The 14,898-nt window shown below is 48.6% G+C and carries 14 protein-coding genes and 1 other RNA gene; 7 read left to right on the top strand and 8 right to left on the bottom strand.

Features of this window, described 5'->3' with window-relative positions; genetic code table 11:
• Nucleotides 1-4 precede the first annotated feature (4 nt).
• On the bottom strand, nt 5-1,126 hold the full coding sequence (dnaX, locus tag KK062_RS18010) for a DNA polymerase III subunit gamma/tau (protein WP_254085728.1): 1,122 nt from the start codon (nt 1,124-1,126) through the stop codon (nt 5-7).
• 161 nt (nt 1,127-1,287) lie between these two features.
• Between dnaX and ssrA the strand changes: the two genes are divergently transcribed.
• The 3 genes from ssrA (at nt 1,288) to KK062_RS17995 (ending at nt 3,152) form a co-directional block, all read left to right on the top strand.
• Nucleotides 1,288-1,679: a transfer-messenger RNA gene (gene ssrA / locus KK062_RS18005) on the top strand.
• A 281-nt stretch (nt 1,680-1,960) separates the two neighbouring features.
• Entirely contained in the window at nt 1,961-2,512 is a 552-nt protein-coding gene (locus KK062_RS18000; protein WP_254085727.1) for a hypothetical protein, read from the top strand.
• Nucleotides 2,513-2,549: 37 nt separating this feature from the next.
• Nucleotides 2,550-3,152, top strand: coding sequence for a class I SAM-dependent methyltransferase (locus KK062_RS17995; protein WP_254085726.1), 603 nt, complete (start codon nt 2,550-2,552; stop codon nt 3,150-3,152).
• A 58-nt stretch (nt 3,153-3,210) separates the two neighbouring features.
• On the opposite strand, the gene KK062_RS17990 is transcribed toward KK062_RS17995, so the two are convergent.
• The 3 genes from KK062_RS17990 to KK062_RS17980 all read right to left on the bottom strand — a co-directional run bounded on the left by KK062_RS17990 (nt 3,211) and on the right by KK062_RS17980 (nt 7,784).
• Nucleotides 3,211-5,901, bottom strand: coding sequence for a tetratricopeptide repeat protein (locus KK062_RS17990; protein WP_254085725.1), 2,691 nt, complete (start codon nt 5,899-5,901; stop codon nt 3,211-3,213).
• A gap of 156 nt (nt 5,902-6,057) precedes the next feature.
• Nucleotides 6,058-6,771 carry a LytR/AlgR family response regulator transcription factor gene (locus KK062_RS17985; RefSeq protein WP_254085724.1) on the bottom strand — a complete coding sequence of 238 codons (714 nt, stop codon included), beginning with the start codon at nt 6,769-6,771 and terminating at the stop codon, nt 6,058-6,060.
• Nucleotides 6,768-7,784, bottom strand: a complete 1,017-nt coding sequence (locus KK062_RS17980; RefSeq protein ID WP_254085723.1) for a sensor histidine kinase — start codon at nt 7,782-7,784, stop codon at nt 6,768-6,770. Before KK062_RS17980 ends, KK062_RS17985 begins: the two co-directional genes overlap by 4 nt.
• Nucleotides 7,785-7,983: 199 nt before the next feature.
• On the opposite strand from KK062_RS17980, the gene KK062_RS17975 reads away from it, so the two are divergent.
• Both KK062_RS17975 and KK062_RS17970 read left to right on the top strand, forming a co-directional pair.
• Nucleotides 7,984-8,799, top strand: a complete 816-nt coding sequence (locus KK062_RS17975) for a DUF3108 domain-containing protein (RefSeq protein ID WP_254085722.1) — start codon at nt 7,984-7,986, stop codon at nt 8,797-8,799.
• 66 nt (nt 8,800-8,865) lie between these two features.
• Nucleotides 8,866-10,821, top strand: coding sequence for an amidohydrolase family protein (locus KK062_RS17970; protein ID WP_254085721.1), 1,956 nt, complete (start codon nt 8,866-8,868; stop codon nt 10,819-10,821).
• A 27-nt stretch (nt 10,822-10,848) separates the two neighbouring features.
• Here KK062_RS17970 and KK062_RS17965 read toward each other — a convergent pair whose 3' ends face one another.
• From KK062_RS17965 to KK062_RS17950, 4 genes are all read right to left on the bottom strand, one after another.
• Nucleotides 10,849-11,322 (bottom strand): DUF6644 family protein, encoded by a 474-nt coding sequence (locus KK062_RS17965; protein ID WP_254085720.1) that lies wholly within the window; start codon nt 11,320-11,322, stop codon nt 10,849-10,851.
• Nucleotides 11,323-11,325: 3 nt separating this feature from the next.
• A complete protein-coding gene (locus tag KK062_RS17960) occupies nt 11,326-11,700 on the bottom strand; it encodes a DUF6152 family protein (RefSeq protein ID WP_254085719.1) in 375 nt (124 codons plus the stop codon).
• Between the two features lie 20 nt (nt 11,701-11,720).
• Nucleotides 11,721-12,233: a thioredoxin-dependent thiol peroxidase gene (bcp, locus tag KK062_RS17955; protein WP_254085718.1), complete on the bottom strand. Its 513-nt coding sequence runs from the start codon at nt 12,231-12,233 to the stop codon at nt 11,721-11,723.
• A gap of 197 nt (nt 12,234-12,430) precedes the next feature.
• Complete coding sequence (locus tag KK062_RS17950; protein WP_254085717.1) at nt 12,431-13,510, bottom strand: hypothetical protein; 1,080 nt, start codon at nt 13,508-13,510, stop codon at nt 12,431-12,433.
• Between the two features lie 277 nt (nt 13,511-13,787).
• On the opposite strand from KK062_RS17950, the gene KK062_RS17945 reads away from it, so the two are divergent.
• Both KK062_RS17945 and KK062_RS17940 read left to right on the top strand, forming a co-directional pair.
• Complete coding sequence (locus KK062_RS17945) at nt 13,788-14,150, top strand: Bor/Iss family lipoprotein (RefSeq protein WP_317195791.1); 363 nt, start codon at nt 13,788-13,790, stop codon at nt 14,148-14,150.
• Between the two features lie 22 nt (nt 14,151-14,172).
• A partial coding sequence (locus KK062_RS17940) for an FAD-binding protein (protein ID WP_254085716.1) occupies nt 14,173-14,898 on the top strand: 726 nt, incomplete at its 3' end.

Below are 14,898 nucleotides of genomic sequence, written 5' to 3'. Positions count from 1 at the left end.
GACTCTACACTAATTTTTTTTTTAAGCCTACCGCATCGGTAAGTCCATTCCCAGAGAGCTGATCAGCCTTCAATACAGCACCCACATGCGCCATCTTCATCAGGGCCAGCTCTACCGTCAGGCGCTGGCTCTTGCTGCCTTTATAGTGAATGTCGCACTGGTTGGCCAGGTTCAACCACGTCAGCAACAGCGATGGGGGAGACGTCTGCGCCTGTTGAGCATATTTCTTTTTCACGCTGTCAGGCACCTCCATGAGGTTCACTGTGCGGGCATCTTGCGATACCAACAGGTTGCGCAGGTGCTCGCTCAGACCCACGATAAAGTTATGGCCGTCAAAACCCTTTCTCAGGATTTCGTCCAGCAGCATGAGGGGTTGTGTATGATTTTGTGTCAGCAATGCATCCACTACCTGGAAGTAATAGTCATAGTCCAGAATGTGGAGGTTCGCCAGCGTGCTCTTGAAGGTCACGCCTTTGCCAGCGGCATACGTCACCATCAAGTCGAAGATGGAGAGCGCGTCGCGCAGGGCGCCGTCGGCTTTCTGGCTGATCAGGTGCAGCGCCTCGTCCTCCGCCGGAATGCCTTCGTGTGTGGCAATCTTCTTGAGGTGATTGGCAATATCGCTTATTTGAATACGATTGAAATCGAAGATCTGGCATCGCGACAGGATCGTCGGGATAACCTTGTGCTTTTCCGTTGTGGCCAGGATAAAGATGGCGTATGACGGCGGCTCCTCCAGCGTCTTCAGAAACGCGTTAAAAGCGGCGTTCGAAAGCATGTGCACCTCATCGATGATGTACACCTTGAATTTGCCGAATTGAGGAGGGTAGCGCACCTGGTCGATCAGGTTCCGGATGTCTTCCACGGAGTTGTTGGACGCGGCATCCAGCTCGAAGATATTCAGGGAGTTGTTCTCTGTACGTTCTTCAAAGCCGTTAATGAGGCGGGCCACGATCCGCGCGCAGGTGGTTTTACCCACCCCCCGGGGACCGCAAAACAGCAGTGCCTGGGCGAGCTTGTTATTATCGATGGCATTCTTGAGCGTCGTGGTAATGTGCTCTTGGCCAACCACTTCGTCAAACCCGGTGGGGCGGTATTTCCGTGCCGAAACAACAAAATTCTCCATGCGGTCCGCAAGATAGAATGAGAAGTCTGAACTTGAAAACACAAGCCTTAAACTTTTGGAAAATGCCTTCGCGTGGCACTTCCTTTTTCGTTGGAACTGCAGAGTGAATACTTTTGTTATCTTTGCATCCCCGTTTTCCGTTCTTTGACTACAATACAAATGGGGCCGACCGGTTTTGACAGGATGCTTGAGACCGTGTATAAGCATGCAGGCTCATGGGATGAGAGCCTTGAAAGATGGTCCTACAACATACTTGGCGAGTCTAACTACGCCATGGCTGCCTAATTTAGCTAAGCTAAATTACGCCTCGTCCCGATAAGATCGGGAAAGCCATCATCGCCCAGCGCTACCGTTTTGCAGGTGCTGATCCGCGGTGTCGTTATGCAAATCCGCTCCGTGCCACGTTACTAAGCACGGCTAAGACACAGTGACTAAGGTGCGTTTTAGGCTGTTGCCTGCCTTGACGCTCCCGACAATAAAAAGCAAATAAGCATGTAGAAGACCCGGGGTTCATCTTCTCTGGACGAGGGTTCGACTCCCTCCGGTTCCACTCTAAGGGGAAAACTTATATAGTTTTCCCCTTTTTTATGCCCCTGCCATCGCTCACGGGTTCGATAAAATTCCAGGCATTACAATGCTCGCGCGAGATGCTACACACAAGTAATATATCTATCGACCGTAACGAGTTGTCGGTGTGTTGACTAATTCGTGTATTTCACGATTTTTATGGGTTCGATATTTTGTTCCAGGTGAGGTAAATACTGGCAGGCATTGTTTATCCCTTCAACTTCGCTGAAATGCAAATACGTATAACAATCGCTGTAACTATTTAACATGAAACAATACGACTCAATTTTGAATACGAAGGATCTTCACAAATCCTTATATGAACACTTTTCTTACCTGGCGGCCGAGGACTTTGCGCCAGTCTTACGTGCCATTATGCAAAAGGCAACCGGCGTGCGAGTGTTTGAAGGTAATTTGATCGTTTCGTTTACGGGTGATGAAGAGTTATATGCCTCGCCCGCTGGTGGTATAAAAAATTATGAAAGGTGGCCTAAATCTTTTTGTGAGTACGTTGCCAAGCACGAATTCTTGTCATTTGGAACCGACCACTGGGAACTTTGTCTTGGAAACCGGAAGTCTTTTCATTTTGAATCCAGGCTTCTCAATAACTACGACAAAAAAGATATTCTCGTACCGGTCATCAATACCTTCTCTTTCCAAATGTGGCTTTATCATCCAACGGAAAAAAACAGTTCGGGCCAAAACTTGATTTATCATTTTGCGCCAAATTACGGCGAAGATATAGACTCTCCGAGTGAGCTTTTGGCAGGTCAGATTTTCCTGAAGCAAATGGCGTCAGCGCTTGATATCATGTATTAACGGAATAGATGATTTACTTTAGTAATAAAACGAAGCAATGGCAGAATTTTGGGAAACAGCTTTTTCGGAAAAGCACGAAATGTGGGGGTATGAGCCGGCGAAGTCAGCTGTATTCACCGCCGAGTTCTTTCTTCAAAAAGAAGTTAGAAATGTTCTTATCCCTGGAATTGGCTATGGGCGGAATGCGAAGGTTTTTCAAGATAACGGGATGATGGTAACGGGTATCGAAATATCTAGAACCGCCATTGAGATGGCCAGGAAACACTATGGAGATTCAATGATCATTTTCCATAGCTCAGTAACGAATATGCCTTTCGACGACCTGACATACGACGGAATATTTTGTTATGCCTTAATTCATCTTCTGGATAGCGGTGAACGTAAAAAACTGATTGGTGACTGCTACAATCAACTCGCGGATGGAGGGTATATGGTATTCACGACCATCACAAAAGAGGCATCTACTTATGGCCAGGGCAAATTAGTGGGAGAGAACCGATATGAAATGTTCGGCGGAGTAAACATGTTTTTCTATGATAAAGAAATCATTGAAGCCGAGTTTGGAAAGGCTGGACTTGTCGAAGTCACAGAGATTGCGGAAAATTATCCGTTCTACGTGATTAAGTGCAGGAAAGGGTAGGTGACGTCTCCGACGTTGTCAGAATTAGCGACATCCCTTTTTAATTTTTATGCCAACCTCAGCTTTTCACGTCCCGCTCATCCGGTATGGGCAGCACAACGCGAAATACCGAGCCTTTATCCGGCTCCGACGTTACTTCGATGGAGCCGTGAAGCACGTCGACCTGTGATTTGATGAGGTAAAGACCTATGCCCCGGCCTTCCACGTGGGTGTGAAAACGTTTATAAAGCTTGAACAGGTTTTCGTTGTGCCGTGCGACGTTGATGCCCAGCCCGTTGTCGGCGATCTCGAGCACGGCATTTCCGTTCTCGCGCCGGCTGGTGGCTATGACGCGCAACGTCCGTTCGGGCGAACGGTATTTAATCGCGTTGCTCAACAGATTGTAAAAAATACTTTGCAGCATCGCTCGCACGGTATGGATCTCCGGCAATGCGCCGAAGTTGGTGATGATTTCTTCGCGGCCGGTGAGGCTATCTTGTAACAGGCTTTTGCTCTGGCTCCATTCTTTTTCCAGTGGCACCGCTTCCAGGAACTGGTGTGGCTCGTTGCGCAGTTCGAGGATCTTGCTTAGGTCGTTGATGATCAGATCGAGATCGGAAGCCGTTCGCCCGATAAACTCGACCAACTGTGTTGTTTCGATCAGCTGCTTGTCGATCCGCGCCAGTTCTGCCAGCCCCAGTAACCTCGCCACGGGACCGCGTAAGTTATGCGATACGGTGTACGAGAACTGGAGTAACTCATTGTTGTGTTTGATCAGCTCGCTGTTGGTGCGCTTAAGCTGTGCCGTTTTTTCTTCGACAACTTTTTCCAGATTCCGGTTCACGTCGGAGATGGCGCGGTTCGACTCCGCCAGTTTATCGGCTTGCACCTGGATCTCTTCTTTCTGCTCGGAAACTTCCTGGTACAACTTTTTCAGTTCCTGATGTGTTTCATGCAACTTATCGGCCTGCTCAACGATGCTTGCATTTTTTGCGGTAATAGAAACGTTGAAACGATAATACATCAACACCAATCCGCCGAGCAGTGCTATACCGACGAGACCGCCGATGATGAGCGTGGACTGTTGTTTGAGCTGAACCTCCTGGAGCGATAATTTGTTTTCGGCAAGCTCCTTGTCTTTCTGCAAGACCTGGATATTGCGTTCGTGTTGTTCGATTTCTTCGATCTTCTCCAGGTTTACAAATCTCCGTGCCACGTCGACTTTGTGAATGGAGTCGCGAAGCTGCGAGGCCAGCAGCGAATATTGCAGTGCTTCCTGATACCGTTTTTGCGCCGTCAGCAGGTCACGGCGTGTGGTATAGTTGAGCACAAGAATTTCAGAAGCACCGTCGGCATACTTTTGCGACTGCTCCAACGACGCGATCGCGTTATCGAAGTTGCCTAGCCGGTAGGAAGCGTCGCCTAATCCCCAGTACGACAGGGCAAGCCCGTAGTTATACTCCACCTCCGTCGCCAGCGCCACAGCCTCCTGATAATGACGAATAGCAGCGGGGTAATTTTCCTGTTTGCTCTCCAGCGACCCAAGCCGGGTCAGGGTTTCGCTTCTTCCCAGGACGCTCCCTACATTGGAATAAATTCTTAGAACAGAATCGAGACATTTACGCGCTTCGGTGAACTTGTTCATGTCCGTGAGCACAACGCCTTTCAGCGTAAGCACATTGGCGCGCTCGGCCAGCAATAATTTTCTTGGATAGAGCGCGATGGCGTCGTCGGCCATGTGCAATGCCTGCGATGTGTTGCCTAACTGCTGATAGATCCAGCCGATCTGGATGCGAATGATCACGGATTCTGCATCGAAGTGACGAACCTGGCTTAACCTCAATGCATCGTACAGGTTGCTGAGCGCCAGCTCGTACTCGCCGCGCGCCGTAAAGACTTTGCCCAGATCGATCAGCAGGGTGACGTACTTTCGCAGCAATGATTTTTTGAGAAAGTAATTTCGCGCCGAATCGAACAGGATATCGGCCTGGGTATATTTCCCCCTCTGAAAAAGCGTGAGCGCCTTGATGTGACGCAGGTCGTTCAGGTTCTCCTCATCTTCGGGGCGGTTGCTCACAAAACCGTCGGCTTCGCGCAACAGGTTTTGCGCGTCGGAAAATTCGTTCAGTTCTATTTTCGCTTTGATCTTGGCGACCAGCGCTTCTACAAGCAGCGTCTTGTTCGGGAGCATCCGGCGTATGCGGATAGCACGGTCGAAGTAGTAGAACTGCGAGTCCGTCTGGTACCGTTGACCGTACAGTGCACCGAGGTTTCGGTAGATCTTCGAGAGCGTGCGCGGATCGGTGCTGTCCTGAAAGATCGCCCGGCTTTGGTTAAAGAAACGGAGCGCCGAATCCATCTCCACCTCTTCGAGGCTGCAGTTGCCCAATTGCAGCAATGTATAGCCGTAAAGCGCTTTGTCGCCTGCGTGTTTGGCCAAAAGCAGCCCGGTATTCAGATCGCGATGGCCTTCGCGAAGCTGGCCTGAAAGATATTCGTGCACTCCCAGGTATGTGCGGGCGCGTGCTTCGCCTTTCAGGTAGCCCAGGCTTTTACTCAGGCCCAGCGCTTCGGTGTTGTAGGCAAGTACTTTTTCCGCATTGATGGTGATGAATTCGTACGTAAGCAGGTTGAGGATATCAACCCGTGGTTCCCCTGTAACGTTTGCAAGCTTTTGTTCTAAGCTGTCCGTGAAGTGGGATTGTCCGGCAAGCAAGCCAGGCGACAGGGTTAGAAAACACGCTAAGAGGTATACTTTTCCGCTTTTCATCGGGGCCCTCGTGGTCAATATAAAAGTAAAGGTACGACTAAAACAAAGAGCAGAAGCAGGAAGTGCGGGGGAGTGCTTTTTTGCGTAAAACAGCGAAAAAAGACGTTTAAACACGGCCTTTCCTTCACTGGGCGCAGCATGTTTTCAGACAATTCGTTAAAATATCCTCTTCTTGACCATCTCCATAAACCGGTCCCTAAACTTATCACTGATGGGTATTTGTTTCGTGCCGATGTGAATATGGTTGTCCTGTACTTTGTTAATGAGTTCCGTATTCACAATGTAGGAGTTATGCACCCTTACAAAGGGAGACTCAAGCTGCTCGTCGATATCTTTCAGGCGGCGGTATATCAGCAAGTCTTCCGTGGAGGTTACCAGTCTGACGTATTCTTTTTCACCCTCGAAATAAAGCACCTCTTTCAGTAGTATCTTTTGCAGTGTCTTGCCCGACTTGACAAAGAAATAGTCGGCATCGGCTTTGTGAGCACTTATTGCAGTGGGCAGCATTGTTTTAGTAAAGGCAGATTCAATTTTTTGCGTGGCAGCTAAAAATCGTTTCAGGGTAATGGGTTTGAGCAGGTAATCTATGGTTGCATAACCATAGCTTTCCGCGGCATACTCGGCATAGGCAGTTGTAAACACTATCTTCGTTTCGGGAGGCAATAGACCGGCAAGCTCCATTCCGGATAGATGCGGCATGGTGATGTCCAGAAAAATAAAGTCTACTGTGTTATTCTTTAAAAAGGCCATGGCCTCTAACGCGTTGTAACATTTGGCCAACAACGTCCATTGTGTTGTTTGCCCTATTAAAACTTCTAACAGATTAACGGCGTTTGGCTCGTCGTCGACAATGATACACTTCAGACTCATAATAACGGAATGTTTAAGGACGCTTTGAAAAGCATGCCAACGGTTGACGTCTGCATCTGAAAATTGCTGCCGTAGAGCAGCTCCAGGCGTTGACGAAGGTTGGAAATGCCAAAGCCGGTAGAGGGTGAGTTTTGTGGCTGCTCGGGTAACGTATTAGTTGTCGTGAACGAGAGTCGTTGGTCTTCCTGAATCAGCGAAATTTCCATTTTATTGTGGCTGCTGCTCTTGTCAATACCGTGTTTGAAAATATTTTCTACAAACGTCATCAGTAACATGGGCGGCACGGTAACGTCTGTATCGTACCGGGTGATGAAGCTGATGTCGATCTCATGGCGGATCCGTATTTTCTCAAGTGCTATGTAATTTTCTAAAAACTGAGTCTCGGCTGCCAGTCTGACTTTCTGCTTGGGGCTTTCATCAACAAAGTACCGCATAATGTCGCTCAGCCGTTCAATGAGCCTGGCCGTGCGCGGCGCTTCAAGGTAGGCCTCGTAATAGATGTTATTGAGGGTATTGAACAGAAAGTGTGGCTGCACCTGCGATTTTAACAGGTTCAATTCGGCTTGCTTACGCTGGGTTATCATTTCTTCCGACTGCTGTTTCAGGGTGAAATAAGCAATCGCTATCCTGAAGACGAAACTTAGCATAAACACCATTAAGCCGCCAAACACGGAATTGTAAAAGATTTTCAGACTCAAGTGTTCGGGCTGTTGGGCAAACCATAGATTGTAGACGTGTACGCTAATCACGATTCGTAGTGCGCCCGTTGCCAGCAGAAGTCCGATAACAGCGACTATGTATAAAAACACACGCCCTTTTTGATACAGAGGATATAACAAGGAAATATTGCCATAAACAATGGCTGCATAAAAGCAAGTATTTAAGGCGGCATAGATAACAGCCTGCGCAAAAGGGTCCATTTGCATGAGTGATATGGCGATCACCAGGAAAACAAATATCCAGACGATCCATTGCAGCTGCGCCAGTGTAGGCTTGTTCTTGAAGAGTTGCATGCGCTAAAAATACAAAGCTTTTGGCAAGGCCATTATTTTTTTAAACCCTTCGCCAGATTTATTCAACGGCTTGGCGGATGCACCGCTTTTGAGACATCGGGGCAAATTGTTAAAAATAATATCCAATGTATTGAAACAATATACACAAATCGGCCTGATATAAGAGTTTTGCTATCGACACATCTAAATCAACTAAAATATGAAAATAGCGAAATTGAAATTTGCATGCATAACAGCCTTGCTTATCATTTTACTGATATCAGTACAAATGAAAAGTGCCGTGGCACAGGTTGATACCATCAGGTTAAAAGATAAGCGACTTAATACGTCAGCTCTTAAACCAGGCATGCGCCAGTATTTGGTTTACTTTCAGATGCCGCAATCACCCAAAGCATTGCGTTACTGGTTTTGGTTGCGCAATACGCAAGTACAAAAAAACAATGGGGAAAGCGTTTTTGTAACCAGTCAAAACTGGTATGGCAGCGATACCGCAAGCTATCGATCGGTTTATTCTGTCAACAGAGTTAGTGATTTTTCGCCCGTTTACCATTCAGAAACAGTCGGTGGGAAAAATAAATCTTTTCATTGGAGCGCTGAGAAAGTTACTGGTGCCGACACGGTTGCTATTAACACGCAAAAGGATTTTGTAATCAACTATGCTGAACCCTGTTTTAATTGGAACCTGGATATAGAGACATTTGAGATGCTACCGTTGGCTGCTGGAAAGATCTTTGTTATTAATTTTTATGATGCGGGCTTTGATAAACCCAACTATGTCAAATACACCGTAACAGGGAGCGAAGAGATCAAGACGTACGACAACCAAAAGATAGACTGCTGGAAACTGTATACCGAAAGTGATTTTAAAGGACAGCGTGCTACGCAAACCTTTTGGATCAGTAAAAAAGGACACGAGTTTATCAAGGAGGAGGACGTTTTTCCCGGTGGATATCGTTACAAAATAAAGATGCCGGCGACCGCCGTTGACCTATTGACGAGGTTTATAGAAAAGTGATACACGGCAATGCGATGTTAAACTGTGCGGGATAATGTTGATATTGCTGGGGAACCCTCTCTTCCTATGCAAAAATATCTTTTCTGCTCGCTTTTACTGTTCGGTTGTATCGCCGCGGTGGCTCAGCCGTCAGACACGGACCGATTTATTATCCACCGGCATCTAAAAGTCATTGGCAGGGAAACGTATCACCTCAATCGTATGGCCGACGGAGGCCGGCACTACTCGGTCGATTGTTTTTATGCCGACCGCGGAAAGGATGTGCCGCTGAAAGCAACAATACGTCTGTCGGCTTCCGGAGACCCCCTTGAAATGACTTCCAGGGGGTATACCTCTCGAATGAGCCAGATAAACGACGCCGTAGTCATTCGAGGAGATAGCTTGCTTATAACGCAGGATTCCACCACCAAGCTAGTGGCGAAGCCTGCCAACATGTTCCCGGTCGACGGCTACGCGCCGGCAATTATCCAGGAATTGTTGGTAGCCTGGTGGATGAAAAATTCAAAGCCTGCCAATGTACAGGCGCTGTTTGGACCGGTTGAAATACGCACGCTGGCAACCGATACGCTCCGTCATGCCAACGGAGACCGTATACTATCTGCCATTGGCATCAACAATGTTATTTGGGGCTGGGAGTTTCTATGGATCGATCAGCGAGGCCAGCTGGCAGCACTCACAACCATCAACGCGGAAGGCGATAAATTTGAGTTTGTCCGCCCCGACTATGAGAACGACTTACTCTTCTTTGCCGCCAAATCGGCTGAATACGGCGCCAGATTATACAGCGCGAAATCAAAAGAAAATTCCGCCATTGCGATTATCCACGGCGTATTGGTAGATGTGGAGAAAGAAAAAAAGCTCCACGATGCTGCCATTATTGTAGTAGACGGAAAAATTAGCTGGCTCGGTCCGACCCAAAAGGCTGTGATCCCCGCCAACGCCACAATCATCGACGCAAAGCAAAGACATATGCTACCAGGGCTATGGGACATGCACGCACACATGAAGCAGGTGGAGTGGGGCCCGGCCTACATCGCTACCGGCATTACAACGGTGCGGGACATGGGAAATGAATTTGTCTTCATTAACAGCATGAAAAGTACGATCGATGCGGGGCAAGGTGTCGGACCGAACATACTCAAGGCAGGGATCATCGATGGGCCTGGCCCGATGAGCAATGGTATAATGATAGCCGAAACGAAGGAGCAGGGCATTGCTCTTGTGAAAAAGTATAAACAAGCCGGGTTTCACCAGGTGAAGCTTTACAGCCAGCTAAAACCTGATGTCGTCCAGGCAATCTGCGTGGAAGCCCACCGCGCGGGAATGACAGTCGCCGGCCATATTCCACAAGGTATGACCACTGAGCAGACCGTCGACCTGGGCATAGACATGATCGCGCATCTTCCCTATCTCATGAGGGCTTTTGTGGGCAATGCCAACGGTGATGTGGACCTGAAACACCCCGACAACCGGAAGATGCTCAAGAAACTGCTGGAGAAAAAGATCGTGGTAGATCCAACGCTTGCACTTTTTGAGTTGGTGTACCGCCCGTTGGATCAGCCGCTCAACCGTATCGAGCCGGCCTTTCAGACACTCCCCGCCAAATTGCAAGCTGATTTTACCAGCATGGGACTTCCTCCTGCAGAGGCAGAAAAGAAAATACCAGCACAAAAAGTGTATCAGAAGCTTGTATTCCAGTTGCATCAGGCGGGTATTCCGATCGTTGCTGGGACCGATATGCTCATACCGGGGTATACTTTGTACCGTGAGCTTGAACTGTACGTAGCCGCCGGTCTGACGACCTGGGAAGCGCTGCAGTGTGCCACCATTACACCCGCTCGTGTAATGGGGCTCTCGACGACAACCGGCACCCTGGAAAAAGGGAAAGATGCCGACATAATCCTGGTCGACGGCGATCCTGTAAGTAATATCAGTGACATCCGGAGAGTCAGTCTGGTTTTAACACGGGGGCGATTGTATAATCCATCCGAAGTACATCAAACCATCGGCTTTGGAAGATAGCGGCATTCTATTTTTCGAAAGCTTTGCTCAAAAATATGCAATCAGTCGTCCACAGGTAATCACGGATGTCCAGAGCAGGAGGGAAATGACAGCAGCTGCTTTCGCCGCGGGTGGCGTTGAAGCGCCCTGTTCGCAACGTGCTAGCGTATAGCGGTGGAAGATAACGGCATTGACAATCGCCGCCGCAATGAGAATGAGCTTATATCCGAATATGTCGTTGGTACTCAGCGCTGTTGCCTGAGAGATGAATAAGAGCAGGCCCGACGGAACTACAAGCAGCATGCTGCGACGAGACCATGGAAGCACATAACCGGCAACGTCCTTTACGGCGAGCCGTTTGGATAGGTCGAGTAAACGCATGTCGAATATAAACGCACTGCCTACCAGGAAAACGAATCCGATGATGTGGACAATCTCAATGATCGGAAACAGCAGCGGCGCCTGACGGATAAAAACAGCGAGCCGCGAAGCTTCCAGCCATTCAAACACATCGGTCTGCATTCCTTATCGTAATTCCGTGGTCTTGTCGGATATCGTGATCCGTTCGGCCCGCATTTCATCTTTCACTTTTTTGTGTGGATAGCCAACAACTGTTGCCGAGGTGCCTTTCGCGAGCGCATCACTTTTCAGACCACGGGCTTCCATACGACTGGGCGGTGCCAGCACCACGGTCCATACCTTGTCGTCTACCTTCAGTTTCAACATTCCGTGCGGATTCTCATAACTTGATTCGAGAATCTCCCCTTTAAAGTTCAGCGTTTTTGTCTGGTCGTAGTTCGCCCATCCATGATGCAGCACAACCGTAAACGATACACAAGCCAGTGCAGCAAGCAGAAGTACAGAGCCTTTGATTGTTTGAATTGAAATGTGACGTATCATACGTTTCAAGATTAATGGTTTCAGAGTTTTAAGATCTGCGATGCATGATCTTTTGTTTCTACTTTATCGATCACTTCTGTGATCGTGCCTTTCTCGTCAATGATAAAAGTTGTACGTGCCGTACCCCATGCCTTCTTCCCGTCCCGCTCCTTTTCAACCCATACACCGTACTTCTGGTTGATGGACTTGTCGGTGTCGGCAATCAGGGGGAAAGGAAGCGAGTATTTCGCCTTAAAATCCTTGTGCGATGTTTGATCATCCGTGCTCACACCGATCACTTCGTATCCTTCTTTCGCCAGCAGGTCTTTGTTGTCCCGCAGGTTACAGGCTTCCGCCGTGCAGCCGGGGGTATTGTCTTTGGGATAGAAGTAGAGGATTACCTTTTTGCCATTGTATTGTTTGAGAGTCACTTGGTTTCCGTCCTGGTCTTGGCCAGAAAAGTCAGGAGCTTTGTCCCCCGCTTTCAGTTTTGCCTGTGCAGAAACGGAAAAAGCGGAAATCACGAGGCAGTAAAGGATGATGATCGTTTTCATAGTCATGGGATGTTGATACCACCAAGTTACGGGACTGGCGTTAAAAAATAATGCCTGTTTCCCTTTTGGTGACTATTACTTGAGCGAATTGCTAAGCAGCAGCCAGTATGGCCATTCTTAAAAGGCTCATCGCCGATGTTCGTAATCAAAACACCTGCGATGAGCCTTTTTACTTTCCCACCCTTATCGATAATATGCTACGGTGTCGGATAAAGCGTCCAACCATACGTATTCTGCAACTCCGTGAGCTTGACAGTGGTGGCTGGCGACGGCGGACCTATAGGAGGTGCTGTCATGGACGACCAGTCATTTGAGTAGGTAAAGTAGCCGCTGGTAATGGTGTTGGCAACGGTGTTTGCGTAAATGTTGTTCGTAATGGCGTCGATGTCGGCAGTATTTAGTGCATTAGGTCCGCTTATGCTGATGAAATAAATATGGTGTGACGTCGGCAGCAGCAGCGTCGCCAGTTGAGGGATGCCTGGCATATTCACTACTTCCAGGTTCGGACAATTGGAGAGATTGACTCGAGTCGGTCCGGCCGTAAGGCCTAGCCGTACATCGCGCAGGGCGGTCGCATGGGAAAAGTTAATGGACGAAACCGGTCCATTGCCATAAAATGAATAGAAGTCTGTGATTTGATCAACGTCGCCGATTACGGTAATAATGTATACACCTGCGAGGGCATAACTGTGTGTCATGTAGTTGGCCGTGGAAGCGAGATCATATTGCTCAATAATCCCGTCACCCCAGGAGACATAGATCAATCCTGTGCCGACCAGAGAGAAATCAAAGAAGTCGACCACCCGGGTGCGCATGGTGAGCGCAAAGAAAGGCAACTTAAAGGCTGTATAGCCAAAATCGGCTACGTTTTGGGACGCAGCTTGCAGGACATCGATCGTCAGCGCGGTACCGGTTTCCGGGGTTACGTCAAATTCATAACCAAGCGCGCGGCGCACAGATTGGGCAAGGCGCGAGCCCTGCTTCGGCGCGGCCATCAAAACCTGATCGTCGTTCACAACGGCGAAGTCGCTGATCGTGTAATGGCCCGCGGGAAGATTCAAAGGCGTCTCCGCCGTCATTACGTGATCGGTAAGTACGGGGTTGCCCGCGGCGTCGTTAACAGTAATTAAGAAATAGGATTCCTCCGGTAGGATGGCCTCGCCGGCGTTGATAGAAACCTGAACTGCTTGAGGTTTGCTAACGGTGCTTTCTTGTTCGGTACAAGAGGAAAGGAGAGCAAAGAAGAATAGGGAGAAGAAGACTGAAATGTTTCTCATAACGCAATGGAATTAAAGGGTGATTAAATAACTAACTAATAAACACTGTCTCCAGAACTGGCTGGGAGAAATTCTGGAGGCTATTGTAGCCGACTGTATTAAACGGCTGAGGAGTATAGATGTTTGCCAATACCGACAATTATAATAGGGGAATAATCCTCCCGGCTAAAGATTGTAAAATGGCGTCAGTCTGATTACATTTGGTTAGAAGCCCATCGTGCTACCATAGCGGTAGAATGATGGGCTTTTTTATTGCCTTCACTTAATCGTTTATACCATGCTGACAAACACCCCTTATCTTAGATCTACCTGTAGAATCATGCTCCTGCTTGCCATGGCATCTGCCTTCCAGTCGTGTTATCACTACACGATTACCTCCAAAAATAGCGCGTCGACTGAAACAAAGTCGGCTACAATGCACAATCTCTTTTGGGGCTTGGCGGTCAAACCCAGAAACGGCCTAAACCCACCAAACTGCGCTGCACCCGATCCTCCGGTGGGCTTTCACACAGTAAGAATGACCACCAATTTTGGTTATTCCGTCATCACCGTGGCCACGCTCGGAATATGGAGCCCGATGAAAGTAGAATGGCAGTGTGCCAAGCCTTGTCAACCCGGCGGTGATACCGTGATCGAATAATGAATCGCTAATCCACAGTACTATGCTAAAAATAGTCGAAACCGGAAGCAAGACCTGGGAGAACCGTCACCTCACATTTACGGAAGAGATCGACAATCTCTATGATATGTGGAATAGCGCAGACGATGATGTCCTCATCAGCTATACCAGAATGTCGGAAGCGATCCAGGGACAGATCGGCGAAGTGATCGATCAGGGAATAACATTACGCGCGCTGGGCGGTGGCTGGACGTGGTCGCGCATTGCGACGTGCCATAAAGGAAGGATGTACAACACCAAGGGACTTAACTTACGGTTTTCCCTGGGGCCGTCCCTCGTGGACGATGCCTACACCGGCAGCAGCCAAGACCTTATTTTTGTACAATGCGGTGTATCCATTCATGAGCTTAACGTGTACCTGAAGCGGAAAGGACGCTCGTTGAAAACGTCCGGCGCAAGCAACGGTCAGACGATCGTCGGAGCGATGTCTACCGGAACGCACGGATCGGCCTTCGGGTTCGGCGCAATTCAGGAGTTTGTGGTGGGACTGCACATCATTACCGGTCCGGATCCCCAGGTACCCGAGCATAATGTGTATATCGAGCGCGCCAGCCATCGCGTAACGAAACCGGCTTTTGCGGAGAAGCTTAAAGCGAAGTACATTCTTAACGACGACCTGTTCAATGCCGCAGTGGTAAGCTTTGGCAGCTTTGGCTTCATCCATGGCCTATTGGTCGAAACAGAACCATTGTACCTATTGGAATGCTAC

The organism is Dawidia cretensis (assembly GCF_018598175.1).
Taxonomy (GTDB): Bacteria; Bacteroidota; Bacteroidia; order Cytophagales; family Cyclobacteriaceae; genus Ohtaekwangia; species Ohtaekwangia cretensis.
Note: the sequence above shows the minus strand (reverse complement) of the source record. Positions and strands in the feature narration are given on the sequence as shown.

Excerpts from the sequence above, each read along its gene's own strand:
- dnaX (WP_254085728.1), bottom strand. The coding sequence starts at position 1,126 with ATGGAGAATTTTGTTGTTTCGGCACGGAAATACCGCCCCACCGGGTTT.
- KK062_RS18000 (WP_254085727.1), top strand. The coding sequence starts at position 1,961 with ATGAAACAATACGACTCAATTTTGAATACGAAGGATCTTCACAAATCC.
- KK062_RS17995 (WP_254085726.1), top strand. The coding sequence starts at position 2,550 with ATGGCAGAATTTTGGGAAACAGCTTTTTCGGAAAAGCACGAAATGTGG.
- KK062_RS17990 (WP_254085725.1), bottom strand. The coding sequence starts at position 5,901 with ATGAAAAGCGGAAAAGTATACCTCTTAGCGTGTTTTCTAACCCTGTCG.
- KK062_RS17985 (WP_254085724.1), bottom strand. The coding sequence starts at position 6,771 with ATGAGTCTGAAGTGTATCATTGTCGACGACGAGCCAAACGCCGTTAAT.
- KK062_RS17980 (WP_254085723.1), bottom strand. The coding sequence starts at position 7,784 with ATGCAACTCTTCAAGAACAAGCCTACACTGGCGCAGCTGCAATGGATC.
- KK062_RS17975 (WP_254085722.1), top strand. The coding sequence starts at position 7,984 with ATGAAAATAGCGAAATTGAAATTTGCATGCATAACAGCCTTGCTTATC.
- KK062_RS17970 (WP_254085721.1), top strand. The coding sequence starts at position 8,866 with ATGCAAAAATATCTTTTCTGCTCGCTTTTACTGTTCGGTTGTATCGCC.
- KK062_RS17965 (WP_254085720.1), bottom strand. The coding sequence starts at position 11,322 with ATGCAGACCGATGTGTTTGAATGGCTGGAAGCTTCGCGGCTCGCTGTT.
- KK062_RS17960 (WP_254085719.1), bottom strand. The coding sequence starts at position 11,700 with ATGATACGTCACATTTCAATTCAAACAATCAAAGGCTCTGTACTTCTG.
- bcp (WP_254085718.1), bottom strand. The coding sequence starts at position 12,233 with ATGAAAACGATCATCATCCTTTACTGCCTCGTGATTTCCGCTTTTTCC.
- KK062_RS17950 (WP_254085717.1), bottom strand. The coding sequence starts at position 13,510 with ATGAGAAACATTTCAGTCTTCTTCTCCCTATTCTTCTTTGCTCTCCTT.
- KK062_RS17945 (WP_317195791.1), top strand. The coding sequence starts at position 13,788 with ATGCTGACAAACACCCCTTATCTTAGATCTACCTGTAGAATCATGCTC.